This window comes from Pantoea sp. SOD02 (assembly GCF_024707505.1).
Taxonomy (GTDB): Bacteria; Pseudomonadota; Gammaproteobacteria; order Enterobacterales; family Enterobacteriaceae; genus Pantoea; species Pantoea symbiotica.
In genome coordinates, this window is sequence record NZ_CP102604.1 from 1,661,809 (window position 1) to 1,675,184 (window position 13,376).

The 13,376-nt window shown below is 56.4% G+C and carries 12 protein-coding genes; 8 read left to right on the top strand and 4 right to left on the bottom strand.

Annotation, left to right across the window (positions count from 1 at the left end; all coding sequences use genetic code 11):
- Positions 1 to 154: 154 nt before the first annotated feature.
- A complete protein-coding gene (locus NR302_RS07720; RefSeq protein ID WP_258144937.1) occupies positions 155 to 1,294 on the bottom strand; it encodes a glycoside hydrolase family 105 protein in 1,140 nt (379 codons plus the stop codon).
- Positions 1,291 to 2,895: an MFS transporter gene (locus tag NR302_RS07725; protein WP_154194698.1), complete on the bottom strand. Its 1,605-nt coding sequence runs from the start codon at positions 2,893 to 2,895 to the stop codon at positions 1,291 to 1,293. The genes NR302_RS07720 and NR302_RS07725 overlap by 4 nt, the downstream gene beginning before the upstream one ends.
- Positions 2,896 to 3,251: 356 nt before the next feature.
- On the opposite strand from NR302_RS07725, the gene hinT reads away from it, so the two are divergent.
- From hinT to NR302_RS07765, 8 genes are all read left to right on the top strand, one after another.
- Complete coding sequence (gene hinT / locus NR302_RS07730) at positions 3,252 to 3,602, top strand: purine nucleoside phosphoramidase (protein ID WP_007885755.1); 351 nt, start codon at positions 3,252 to 3,254, stop codon at positions 3,600 to 3,602.
- Between the two features lie 17 nt (positions 3,603 to 3,619).
- Complete coding sequence (locus NR302_RS07735) at positions 3,620 to 3,985, top strand: YcfL family protein (protein ID WP_008103043.1); 366 nt, start codon at positions 3,620 to 3,622, stop codon at positions 3,983 to 3,985.
- Positions 3,986 to 3,995: 10 nt separating this feature from the next.
- The gene (gene lpoB / locus NR302_RS07740; RefSeq protein ID WP_008103041.1) at positions 3,996 to 4,592 is read left to right on the top strand and encodes a penicillin-binding protein activator LpoB; all 597 of its coding nucleotides are present in this window, start codon (positions 3,996 to 3,998) and stop codon (positions 4,590 to 4,592) included.
- A gap of 16 nt (positions 4,593 to 4,608) precedes the next feature.
- Entirely contained in the window at positions 4,609 to 5,394 is a 786-nt protein-coding gene (thiK, locus tag NR302_RS07745; protein ID WP_374990639.1) for a thiamine kinase, read from the top strand.
- Positions 5,395 to 5,409: 15 nt separating this feature from the next.
- On the top strand, positions 5,410 to 6,453 hold the full coding sequence (gene nagZ, locus NR302_RS07750) for a beta-N-acetylhexosaminidase (RefSeq protein WP_154152676.1): 1,044 nt from the start codon (positions 5,410 to 5,412) through the stop codon (positions 6,451 to 6,453).
- Between the two features lie 38 nt (positions 6,454 to 6,491).
- Complete coding sequence (ycfP, locus tag NR302_RS07755; protein WP_258144938.1) at positions 6,492 to 7,034, top strand: alpha/beta hydrolase YcfP; 543 nt, start codon at positions 6,492 to 6,494, stop codon at positions 7,032 to 7,034.
- Between the two features lie 212 nt (positions 7,035 to 7,246).
- The gene (locus NR302_RS07760; protein WP_085982346.1) at positions 7,247 to 8,551 is read left to right on the top strand and encodes an NAD(P)/FAD-dependent oxidoreductase; all 1,305 of its coding nucleotides are present in this window, start codon (positions 7,247 to 7,249) and stop codon (positions 8,549 to 8,551) included.
- 297 nt (positions 8,552 to 8,848) lie between these two features.
- Positions 8,849 to 9,391 carry a glycine zipper 2TM domain-containing protein gene (locus NR302_RS07765; protein WP_007885735.1) on the top strand — a complete coding sequence of 181 codons (543 nt, stop codon included), beginning with the start codon at positions 8,849 to 8,851 and terminating at the stop codon, positions 9,389 to 9,391.
- Positions 9,392 to 9,578: 187 nt separating this feature from the next.
- Here NR302_RS07765 and mfd read toward each other — a convergent pair whose 3' ends face one another.
- Together mfd and NR302_RS07775 are read right to left on the bottom strand one after the other, a co-directional pair.
- Entirely contained in the window at positions 9,579 to 13,022 is a 3,444-nt protein-coding gene (mfd, locus tag NR302_RS07770) for a transcription-repair coupling factor (protein ID WP_258144939.1), read from the bottom strand.
- A gap of 127 nt (positions 13,023 to 13,149) precedes the next feature.
- Positions 13,150 to 13,359: a hypothetical protein gene (locus NR302_RS07775; RefSeq protein WP_008103029.1), complete on the bottom strand. Its 210-nt coding sequence runs from the start codon at positions 13,357 to 13,359 to the stop codon at positions 13,150 to 13,152.
- Positions 13,360 to 13,376: the final 17 nt, after the last annotated feature.

Here is a 13,376-nt window from a genome sequence, read left to right on the forward strand (position 1 = left end):
GATGAAGCGGCGTCAGATCGTAAAGACGCCATAAACCATCCCTGGGGCTCGGCCCAAGCCATCCCTGGCTTGGGACGCTTTACTCCTCTGCCGCCGCTTCATCGCACTTCACTTTCGGTGCGTAAAAATGCCCTCAAATGAGGGCATTTTTTATTTATAAATAAACCCGCAAATACTCCGTCAAACACAGCAGCGCCATCGCCTGACCATACGGCATCGAGGTGAGCGGTATCTGACGGTAATACTCCAGATCGCTGCCCATCGCCGTTCCGAACGACACCTGCTTCAGTTCCCCATCCTCATCGATATTACCGATCACGCCACGCAATGCTTTCTCCGCCAGCGGCAAATATTCGGGCGAAAGGTAGTGTTTGCGCACCGCTTTAAGAATGCCATAGGCGAAACCAGCGGTGGCGGAGGCTTCAGGATAGCTGTTGGGATCGTCAAGCAAGGTGTGCCACAAACCGCTGCTGTGCTGACAGGTGCTCAGCGCCTTCACCTGGCTCTCCAGCACCTGCTGCAGGAAACGCCGCGTGGCATGCTGTTCCGGCCAGTTCATCATCTCGAGGAAATCAGGAATAACGATAGTCAGCCAGCTGTTGCCGCGCGCCCAACGTGCGTTGGCGAAGTTGTGCCGCCCATCAAACGTCCAGCCGTGGAACCACAAACCGGTTTGGCGATCCATCAAATATTGGGTATGAATCAGGAACTGATAGCTGGCTTCTTCGACAAACTCCGGACGTTCCAGCAACTGACCAATCTTCGCCAGCGCCATCACGCTCATCATCAGGGTGTCATCCCACAGCTGCTGAGTGTTTTCGTTGTTGTAAACGATGTGCTGCAAGCCGCCTTGCTCGGTACGCGGCATCTCATACATCACCCATTCGGCCCAACGCTCCAGCACCGGCCGCCATGCGGCATTTCGCGTCTCTTCATAGCGATACGCCAGCGTCAGGAACGGACAAACGGTATTGACGTTCTTGGTTGGCGTACCTTCCGCCAGTCGCGTACTGAACCAGTCATCGATAATCTTCAGCGTCTCTTGATCGCCGGTTTGCTGATAGTAGTGCAGCATGCCGTACAGGCCGATGCCGTGTGTCCATTCCCAACCGGCCCAGCCTTTGGTATCGATCACGCGGCCATCATCAAGGCGCAGTAAAAACTCGCCGCTGTGATCGGTAATATTCACCAGATTATGGGTTAGCCGCTGAATCAACTGCACCAGCTCAGTACGTGGCAACAGATATTCAGGCTGGCGCAGTAACGCGCTGTGCTTCACAGGAAATACAGTCATGGTTCATTCCTATCGTTAATCAGGGTAGAGAGAGAAGGTAAAGATCGTGGCTGAGTCGGCAGCGGCGGTGCGGCAGGCTTATGACGGTTGAGATACCCGACGTTGTTATTGCCCCACAGATTTTCATACGGCATGCCCGCCAGCATTTCGACCACTTCACGCGCTTGCGGCGTAATGCGTTCGGGCACCACGCGTCCGGCTTCGCGCATTTTCAATGTCTCTTCGCGCAACACCGTGTGGGTTTGCAGGTTAAGTTTGAAGCGCAGTGAAATAATGAAGCCGCAGGCCAGCACGCACAGTGTGCCCACGCTGAGGATCGCCAGAATGGTATGGCCGACAGCCGGGACTTGTGTGGCCTTGCCGGAAGAGAAGCCCGCCAGCTGCAACACGATACCGACGAACATCACCGCACCTGCTTGTGAGGCTTTGCGCGTCAGCGTCATGATGCCGGCAAAAATGCCTTCGCGACGCTGACCGGTAATCACTTCATCAACGTCAGCGATATAGGTGTAAGTATTCCACGGCACATAGTTGATGCCACCGCGACCAAGACCAGCAAGGCCTGAAATCAGTACCAGCAAGGCGAAGTTGTCGTTCATGCCGGTGTACCACAATCCGGCGTAGGAAAGGGCGCTCAGACCAAACAGCACCACCACCATACGATAAGCGGGCGCCGGTCCAAGGCGGATACACAGCGGAATCATCGCCATCACCGCAATAAACTGCATCACCGCCATGGTGCCCATCAGGTTGGAGGCGATTTGCGCGCTTTGCATCAGCACAAACACCACATACCAGGTAAACACCGCGTTAAACACGTCCTGCGCGATATAGCCACCGAGATACATGCCAAGATGCTGACGGAAAATACGAATGCGCAGCGTTGAGGCCAGCTCGGTGTAGAGGCGTTTCAGGCTCTGCAGCAAGGTTAGCTGTGATTTTTCCTGCTCTGCGCGGCGCGATTCGGCAGAGAAATCGTCGGGATCGCGTTCCCAGGTAAACAGCCACACCAGCGTTAACACCAGCGCACAAATCACCGAGAACACCAGGCTGGCATAGAAAAAGGAGATCGGATTATCTTTGCCAAACCAGCCAATCAGCACGCCCGGCAGGAACGCCGCCAGAATGGCCGACAGCTGCGCCAACCCAATACGCGCGCCAGAGAAGCGGGTTTTCTGTTTGAAATCATCGGTCATCTCCGGCACCAGCGTTTCGTAGGGCACCAGAATCATGGTGTAGACCATATCGAACAGCAGATAAGTCAGCAGATACCACCAGAAACTCATGTCGCCAACCCACATCAGGCTGTAGCTGAACACGCACGGGATGCCGAGCAGAATGAAGAATTTGCGGCGGCCAAAGCGCTTGCCGAGCCAGGTCGAACCAAAGTTGTCGGTCAGAAATCCCATCAGCGGGCTCACTACCGCATCCAGCACGCGAGCGGCAGCAAAAATGAAGGTCGCCTGAATCGGCGAGAGCCCACAAAAGGTGGTGTAAAAGTAGAGCAGCCAGGCGGCGGTTAACGCCGTGGTGCCTGCACCGAGGAAATCCCCGGACCCATAGGCCAGATAATGGCCCAGGCCAATCTTACGAGAGCGCATGGCAGGTTCTCCTTGAATTAGTCGGTAAACACATCCCTCATCACTCCGTACAACTTGCTCGGATTGGATTGAAAGTAGAGCGGCTTAAGCGTGCAAACCTTCGTGATTTCGCAATGACTTGAAGGCGAGTGGCAAAATCACAAAGAAAATGGCGTGATATCTCTAATTTATAAAACAGTGTTTCATTTTTGTGGTTAATGAGATGTTAGAAATGCGAGTTGCAGCACAATGCGTGGCGAAGGGAGAAAACGGCTTAAAGGCAGTCATTTAATACAGGAAATGTGGTCCTGAGGTTGAAAGAAATGGAATTCCTCACGCATACTGCCTGACTGAACTCAGGCTTAAGGAAATGCACCATGGCTGAAGAAACCATTTTCAGTAAAATCATCCGTCGCGAAATCCCCGCCGACGTGGTTTATCAGGACGAACTGGTCACCGCCTTCCGTGATATCGCGCCCAAAGCGCCCACCCATATTCTGATCATCCCCAACGTATTGATTCCCACCGCCAACGATGTGCAGGCCGCACACGAGCAGGCGCTGGGCCGGATGATCACCGTGGCCGCCAAAATTGCCCGTGATGAAGGCATTGCCGAAGATGGCTATCGTCTGATCATGAACTGCAACAGTCATGGCGGTCAGGAGGTTTATCACATCCATATGCATTTGGTCGGCGGTCAGCCGCTGGGCCCAATGCTGGCCATCTAACTCAGGCGGACAAATTGATGCGTCAATGGCTGAGTGGCTTGCTGTTGCTGACCCTTGCAGGTTGCAGTAGCGATAAGCCGATGATTAATACCTCGCAGTCGCTGGTAATGGAATCGTCAGTATTATCTGCGGGCATTATTACCGATGATCCGAAACTGACCGAACAAGATGGTCAGCAGCGTGCCATGAGCGTGTTGTATAACCAGCGGGAAACGCCGGTGAAAGTGCACTATCGTTTCTATTGGTACGACGACAAAGGATTGGAAATCACGCCGGAAGAGCCGGCGCAGAGCCAAATTGTCCCGGCGCATGGCAGCGTAGAAGTGGCCTCACAAATGGGCAATCCGACCGCCAGTAAGGTGCGTCTCTATCTTTATCTTTGAGGAGTAAGCTGTGATTCGCAGTGTAAAACGTTCGGGCGCGTTGTTATTTGCGCTAATGCTCACCGGTTGTGTGGTGAAACAACAGACGCCAGCGCCGGTAGAACCCACGCAGCCGACTACGCCGACTCAGCCGGTCGAACCGACGCCGCAGCCGGTGCCGCCGCCAGAAACCGTGCCGCAGCCACCGAAGCTGAAAACCATTAACTGGGATGCCAGCGTTCAGCCGTTGGTCGGCAAGATGGTGCAATCTTCAGGCGTGAATCCTGGCAGCGTGCTGCTGGTGGATCGCATTAAGAACAGCACCAATGGCGCGTTGCAAACTGACAAAGCCACCGATGCGATTCAGAATGCGCTGGCCAACAACGGCAAGTTCACGCTGATCACTCCCGAACAGCTGGCGCAGGCCAAACAGACGCTGGGCTTATCGCCGGATGACAGCCTCAACTCGCGCAGTAAAGCGATTGGTCTGGCGCGCAACGTTAACGCGCAGTATGTGCTCTACAGCAATGCGCAGGGCGATGTGAAAGCACCAACGCTGCAAATGCAGCTGATGCTGGTACAAACCGGTGAAATCATCTGGTCAGGAAACGGTGTTGCTCAACCCTGATCCTCAGCTGCAAAACATGATTCAGCAACAATGGCCGACGGCGCAAGCTGCCGGTCATTTTTTCGCGCTGCCGGGACTGAGCGGGCAAAGCGTGCGCGTGCAGATGCCGCAGGGCGCGTTGCTGGCGCGACGTGCGCCGCCGCAGCCGATCCCGTTTGTTGATCGTCAGCGCGAATACCGCATCCTGCAGCAGTTCAGATATGCAGATCTCGGGCCGCAGCCGCTGGCGTGGCGCGATCCCTGGCTGCTGCAAAGCTGGTTGCCGGGCGAGGTGCTCATCTCCGCTCAGTTTAACGCGCAGCGGGAGGCGATTGTGGCGCTGCTGCAGCGCCTGCATCAACAGCCGCTCACCGGCTACCGTTTACGATTAGCGCCGCTGCTGCAGCGCTATTGGCAACTTTGCCAGCAGCGTCACTGGCGCTGGCAACGTCGTCTGCAACGCTTATTACAGCAGGGCGAACCGCAGCCGCTGCGCCTGGCACCGCTGCATATGGATGTCCACGCCGGCAACCTGATTGCCACGCCTGCCGGTTTGCGCCTGATCGACTGGGAATATGCCGCCGATGGCGACGTGGCGCTGGAGCTAGCGGCGGTTTGTGCGGTTGATGGCGATACGCGTTCAGCGTGGATTGCCGAGTACGCCGCGCGCGCGAAGTTGGATGAGCATGAACTGGCGCGGCAGATGCAGCGCTGGCAGCCGTGGCTGCAACTGCTGATGGCCAGCTGGTATCAGTTGCGCGCCGAGCAGAGCCAGGATGACACCTTACAACAGCTGGCGCAGGCCAGCTGGCACGACCTTTAACGTAGGATTTTAATCATGACCATGAATACGCCTGGACCGCTGATGCTCGACGTCGAAAGCTATGAGCTGGACGCCGAAGAACGCGAAATTCTGCAGCATCCGCTGGTAGGCGGACTGATTCTGTTTGCCCGCAACTTCCACGATGTCGACCAACTGGCAGAGCTAGTGCGCCAGATTCGCGCCGCGTCGCGCCATCGTCTGGTGGTCGCGGTGGATCAGGAAGGCGGGCGCGTGCAGCGTTTCCGCGACGGCTTCACGCAGCTGCCGGCCATGCAATCCTTCGCCGCGCTGCACGATCTCAACAGTGCCGGTGAACTGGCGCAGCAGGCGGGCTGGCAGATGGCATCGGAAATGATCGCCATGGACATCGACATCAGTTTCGCGCCGGTGCTCGACATTGGTCACATCAGCGCGGCAATTGGCGACCGTTCGTTCCATGAAGATCCGGCCATCGCACTGCAAGTCGCGCGTCGTTTTATCAACGGTATGCATGAAGCGGGTATGAAAACTACCGGCAAACACTTCCCCGGTCACGGTGCAGTCAGCGCGGATTCGCACAAAGAGACGCCGCGCGACAATCGCGATGCCGCCACGCTGCGTCAACATGATATGGCGATCTTTAAGCAGTTGATCGATGAGCAACTGCTTGATGCGGTGATGCCAGCGCACGTTATCTATACTGAGGTGGATCCGTTGCCCGCCAGCGGTTCACCGTACTGGCTGCAAACCGTGTTGCGCAAAGAGCTCAGCTTCAACGGCGTGATTTTCTCCGACGATTTGTCGATGGAAGGTGCCGCCGTGATGGGCAGCTACGCTGAACGCGCACAGCAGTCGCTGAATGCCGGTTGCGATATGATCCTGGTGTGCAATCAGCGCGCCGGCGCGGTGAGCGTGCTGGATAACTTGACGCCGATCGGGGCAGAGCGCGTGACGCAGTTATACCATCAAGGGCGTTTTACCCGTCAAAGCTTGCTGGCAAGCGAGCGCTGGCGGCAAAATCAGCGTCAGCTCAGCGCATTGCAAGAGCGCTGGCTGGCGCACAAAGCTTCGGGCAGATAAGCCGCGCTGCCCGGATTTATTCCACGCTGAGGAAAATCATGATCATCTATCTGCACGGTTTTGATTCCAACAGTCCGGGCAACCATGAAAAGGTGCTGCAGCTGCAGTTTATTGACCCGGACGTCAGATTAGTCAGCTACAGCACTCTCCATCCCAAACACGACATGCAGTTTCTGCTGAAAGAGTGCGACAAGCTGCTGCAACAAGGCGACGATGCGCATCCGCTGATTTGCGGGGTTGGGCTGGGCGGTTATTGGGCCGAGCGCATTGGTTTCCTGTGTGGCATGCGTCAGGTGATCTTCAATCCCAATCTGTTCCCGTTTGAGAACATGGAAGGCAAAATCGATCGCCCGGAAGAGTATCTCGATATTGCTACCAAATGCGTGAACGATTTCCGCGAGAAGAACCGCGATAAGTGTCTGGCGATTTTATCTCGTCAGGATGAAGCGCTGGATAATCAGCGCAGCGCGGCGTATCTGCAGCCGTTCTATGAAATCATCTGGGATGACGCAGCCAGCCACAAATTCAAGAACATCGCGCCGCATTTACAGCGCATCAAAGCCTTCAAACTCCTCGCCTGACTGTCGGTGCGCCGTGTGACGCGGCGCATAAAATGTGTAACATTCTGATAATGCTGCTGAAAGATTGATGTACATCAATTTTCTTATGTGATGTCTTTGACGCCGTGATATTCTGCCCTCAGCTCGCGATTTAACGTCGCCAACCCTATGTTTATTAAGGTTTTTATTAACCATTAATTAACTATTGGTTTACAACTTTGAGGGGGTCTTTGTTGACTACATCTATGGAAAAAATCGTTATTATCGGCGGTGGTGCTGGCGGCTTAGAGCTGGCAACGCAGCTCGGTCACAAGCTGGGACGCAAGAAAAAGGCCGAGATCATATTGGTCGATCGTAACCACAGTCATCTGTGGAAACCGCTGCTGCACGAAGTGGCAACCGGTTCGATGGACGAAGGGATTGATGCGCTGAGCTATCTGGCGCACGCGCGTAATCACGGCTTCCAGTTCCAGCTGGGATCGCTGACGCAAATCAACCGTGAAAACAAAACCCTTGAGCTGGCTGAAATTCGCGATGCGGAAGGCGCGTTGTTAGTGCCGCAGCGTGAGCTGGCCTACGATCGCCTCGTCATCGCACTTGGCAGCACCTCAAATGACTTCGGCACGCCGGGCGTGAAAGATCACTGCATCTTCCTTGATAACCCGCATCAGGCGCGTCGTTTCCACAACGAAATGCTCAACCTGTTCCTGCGTTTCTCGGCTAGCGAAGGCAGCCTGGAAAAGGTCAATATCGCCATTGTCGGCGGCGGTGCTACCGGCGTGGAACTCTCCGCTGAGCTGTATAACGCGGTGAAACAGCTGCACAGCTACGGCTACAAAGGTCTGGATAGCAGCTCGCTGAACGTCACGCTGGTGGAAGCCGGTGAACGCATTCTGCCTGCGCTGCCACCGCGCATCTCAGCGGCGGCGCATCAGGAGCTGACCAAACTTGGCGTGCGGGTGTTGACGCAAACCATGGTCACCAGCGCCACCGAAAACGGCTTGAATACCAAAGGCGGCGAATTCATCGAGGCCGATTTGATGGTGTGGGCGGCCGGTATCAAAGCGCCAGATTTCCTGAAAGAGATTGGCGGACTGGAAACCAACCGCATCAATCAGCTGGTGGTGAAAGAGACGCTGCAAACTACGCTGGATGACGACATCTACGCGATTGGTGACTGCGCCTCCTGCGCGCTGCCGGGTGGCGGATTCGTGCCGCCGCGCGCGCAGTCAGCGCATCAGATGGCGTCGCGCGCGCTGGAGAACATCCTTGCACAGCGTAAAGATAAACCATTGAAAGCCTATGTTTATAAAGATCACGGTTCGCTGGTATCGCTGTCGCGCTTCAGCACCGTGGGCAGTTTGATGGGTAACCTGATGCGCGGATCGATGATGGTGGAAGGGCGCATTGCGCGTTTTGTCTACATCTCTCTATATCGTATGCACCAGATTGCGCTCCACGGATACTTCAAGACCGGTCTGATGATGCTGGTCGGCAGTCTTAACCGCGTACTGCGTCCGCGCCTCAAGCTGCACTGATGATTTTCGGGCGGTGAATGCCGCCCCACGCCACGTCAGCTGCCGTAACCCGCTGAAAACTGCACGTTCAGCTTAAGGTTACGGCACTATTTCACCCGCTCTCAGAACTCTCCTAAAAGCTGGCCCTGATGGGTTTCCGCTGCGTTTCCTCCATTAATCTGATGTTGCAATTACGGTCCATCTGTAAAACTTATTACCAACAAACACGGCGCGGCGCGCACGCCGGTTATGCCTCGGCTACATCAGGATTTCGTAGCGGCAGGAATGCGCGGTAACAACCTTCAGGAGGACATTCCTGTGAATAAATCAATGTTAGCGGGTATCGGTATCGGCGTAGCAGCAGCGTTAGGCGTTGCCGCAGTCGCCAGCATGGATGTCTTCGATCGCGGCCCGCAGTTTGCACAAGTTCTGTCGGCGACGCCGATCAAAGAGAGCATCAAGCAGCCGCGACAGGAGTGTCGCAATGTGACGCTGACCCATCGTCGTGCGGTGCAGGATGAGAATCGCATTGCCGGTTCGGTGCTGGGTGCAGTAGCTGGCGGCGTGTTGGGCCATCAGTTTGGTGGCGGACGCGGACGCGATGTGGCTACGGTAGCGGGCGCGTTGGCCGGTGGTTACGGTGGTAATCAGGTACAGGGTGCGCTGCAGGATCGCGACACTTACACCACCAACGAGCAACGTTGCAAAACGGTATACGATAAACAGGAAAAAATGCTGGGTTATGACGTGACCTATAAAATAGGCGACCAGCAGGGCAAAATCCGCATGGAAAACGACCCTGGCACCCGCATTCCGCTCGACCGTAATGGTCAGCTGATCCTGAATTCGAATCAGGCCTAATTGGGCAAAGATGCATCACAGCAGCAGTAACAAAAAAGCGCCGCAAGGCGCTTTTTTCGTATCACACATCATCTCGGCCGTAGGGTCGCCATTCATGGCGACCTGGTGCGTATGAATGTGCACCCTACGAAAACCTCGGTAAACCACCGTAGGGTCGCCATTCATGGCGACCTTCCGCAACACGGCATCAAACCCGATTTTTCGCCAGCTCACTGACAAAACCCTGCACCCATTCCATACGGATTTTCCGGTCCGCCATGTCGCGGGTGAATTTCAGGCGCGTTGGGCCATCCAGTTTCCACTGCTTAGGATCTTTCTGCAGCAGGCCAATCAGCCAGCCCGGATCAACCTGATTCTGCGGCGCAAACTCAAAGAAACCGCCTTTGTCACTGGCTTCGATCTTACGAATCCCCAACTCGCGCGCCACTAAACGCAGCCCGGCGATATCCAGCAGATTGCGTGCGGCATCCGGCAGTTTGCCGAAGCGGTCAATCATCTCGACCTTCAGCTCCGCCAAATCCTGCTCATCCGCCGCGCTGGCTACGCGCTTGTAGAGCGACAAGCGGGTATTCACGTCCGGGATAAAATCATCCGGCAGCAGGGCAGGCATGCGCAGTTCGATTTCGGTTTGATTGCTGGTGAGATCTTCCAGCGACGGCTCGCGGCCCGCCTTCAGCGCATCGACCGCATTCTCCAGCAGCTCCATATACAGCGTGAAGCCGATGGTTTCCATCTGGCCGCTCTGATCTTCGCCGAGCAGTTCACCCGCGCCGCGAATCTCCAGATCGTGGGTTGCCAGCGCAAAACCGGCGCCAAGATCTTCCAGCGACGCGATAGCTTCCAGACGCTTCTGCGCATCGGTGGTCATCGCTTTTGGATGCGGCGTCAGCAGCCACGCATAGGCCTGATGATGCGAACGTCCCACGCGGCCACGCAACTGATGCAGCTGCGCCAGACCAAAGTGGTCGGCGCGTTCAATGATAATGGTGTTGGCGCTGGGGACGTCGATACCGGTTTCGATGATGGTGGTACACACCAGCACGTTAAAGCGCTGATGGTGGAAATCATTCATCACCCGCTCGAGATCGCGTTCGCGCATCTGGCCGTGACCAATGGCAATACGCGCTTCCGGCACCAGATCGGCCAGTCGCTGCGCCGCTTTTTCGATGTTTTCGACGTCATTGTAGAGATAGTAAACCTGGCCGCCGCGCAGTACTTCACGCAGGATCGCCTCGCGCACTACCAAACTGTCGTACTCACGCACAAAGGTTTTCACCGCCATGCGTCGTGCCGGTGGCGTGGCAATGATCGACAGATCGCGCATGCCGCTCATCGCCATATTCAGGGTACGCGGAATCGGCGTGGCGGTGAGCGTCAGGATATCGACATCAGCGCGCATCGCCTTGATCCGCTCTTTGTGACGCACGCCAAAGCGGTGCTCTTCATCGACAATCAGCAGGCCGAGATCGTGCCATTTCAGGTCGTTGGACAGCAGCTTATGCGTGCCAATCAAAATATCGACTTTGCCCTCGCGCGCCTGCTCCAGCACCTGACTCTGCTCTTTGGCGGTGCGGAAGCGCGATAGCATTTCAATGCGCACCGGCCAGTTAGCGAAACGATCGCGGAAGTTGTCGTAATGCTGCTGCGCCAGCAAGGTGGTGGGCACCAGCACCGCGACCTGTTTGGCATTCTCAACCGCGAGGAACGCGGCGCGCATCGCCACCTCGGTTTTACCAAAGCCGACGTCGCCGCACACCAGACGATCCATCGCCAGCGGCTGACACATGTCGCTCAGCACCGCGTTGATCGCCTGACCTTGATCCGGCGTGGTTTCAAACGGGAAGCCTTCGCAGAACAGCTGATACTGATCGCGATCGTGCTTAAAGGCGAAGCCGGTTTTGGCCGCGCGCTGAGCATAGATATCCAGCAGCTCGGCCGCTACGTCGCGCACTTTCTCGGCGGCTTTCTGCCGCGCGCGCGACCAGGCATCGCTGCCGAGTTTATGCAGCGGCGCATTCTCATCGGCGCCACCGGCATAGCGGCTAATCAGATGCAGCGATGAAACCGGCACATACAGCTTGGCGTCGCCCGCATAGGAGAGCATCAGATACTCAGCCACGATGCCGCCGGCTTCCAGCGTGGTCAGGCCGATATAACGCCCAACGCCGTGCTCCAGATGCACCACCGGCTGGCCGGGATGCAGCTCGGCAAGGTTGCGGATCAGCACATCAGGATTGATGGTGCGGCGATTATCCTGACGACGACGACTGACGCGCTCGCCAAGCAGATCGCTTTCGCAGATCAATGCCAGCTGGCGTTGCGTATCGATAAAGCCGCGCTCGCTGGCGCCAATCATCAGGCTGTGCGGCTGATTGGCGGCCTGATCAAAGTGATCGATGGCATGCGGACGCAGTTTGATGCGCGTTAGCAGCTCTTGCAGACTTTCGCGGCGGCCTTCACTCTCCACCGAGAAAATCACCTGGCCGCTGAATTGTTCAAGGAACTGACGCAGCAGATCGAGTGGCGCTTTGGCTTGCGCCTGCACGGTTAATTCCGGCAGCGGCTGATAACCCAGGTTGGTATTTGCCGCTTTCTCCGGCAGCGTGTCGCTGCTTAGCTGCATGCGCGGCCAGGCTTTCAGTTCGCTCATTAGCGTGTCGGGACGCAGCCACAGCGTTACCGGCTCCAGCAACGGACGCATTGGATCGATTCGGCGATTCTCAAAGCGCGCGTTAGCGTCTAGCCAGAAGCGCTCTGCGCTGGCCAGCAAATCACCGCTGTTGAGCAGCAGCGTATTGGCGGGCAGATAGCTAAACAGCGTCGGCAACTCCTGCTCAAAGAACAGCGGCTGCCAGTATTCGATACCGGCGGGCAGCGTGCCTTTGCTCACCTGCTGATAGACGTGCTCCGGCTCGCGCCGCACGTCAAAGGTTTCGCGCCAGCGGCTGCGGAACAGTTCGATGGCGGCTTTATCCGTGGGGAATTCATGCGCCGGCAGCAGGTTAATCGCGTTAACCGCTTCCAGCGTGCGCTGGGTATCGACATCAAACAGGCGCAGGCTGTCGATCTCGTCATCAAAGAAGTCGATGCGATAAGGTTGATCGCTGCCCATCGGGAACAGATCGAGCAAGGCGCCACGCGTGGCGTATTCGCCGTGCTCCATCACCTGATCGACATGGCGATAACCAGCCTGCTCCAGCTGATCGCGCAGCGCATCGCGCGACAGCTTTTGCCCTTGCTGCATCACCAGCGCATGGCCGTGCAGGAAGCTGTGCGGACAAACGCGCTGCATCAGCGTGTTGACCGGCATAATCAGCATACCGCGCGTTAAGTTGGGCAGCTGATACAGCGTGGAGAGGCGAGCAGAGATAATGTCCTGATGCGGCGAGAAACTGTCGTAGGGCAGGGTTTCCCAGTCAGCGAGGTTAGTGACCGGCAGATCGGTGAACTGGCGTATCTCCTCCTGCAGACGCAAGGCAGATTGCATATCCGGGGTAATCATCAACACCGGACCGCTGTGGCGTTCGGTGATGCTGGCACACTCAAGCGCTTGCGCGGCGCCGACTAGCTGGCCGAGCTGGCGATGGTCGCCGGCTTTGACTGGCAGGGTATAACGACTCTGTTCCGACATGGGATCTCGACATTCTCTCCTTGGATTACAGGGCGTCATCATTCCATAATCCGCCCTGAGGATCATCTGTCGTTTCGGAGTTTCTGCCAGGTCGCCATAAATGACGACCCTACAAAACCCCCACGAATCACTTACTCGATTGCTGGGTGTAGTGCATACGTGGGCGATCGACATTGGCCCATGACAGCTCTTTCTCCAGATGGTAGCTGTGATTGCCGTCGTCCCACTTCACGTAATAGCCGGTTGGCGCATCTCCCTGTTCAAAAACGTTAACGATCTCGCCTTTAATTTCACCCGATTTGTGCTTAACAATACTGCTTTTGGGGAACTTGAACATGGTGTACTCCTCCTCGC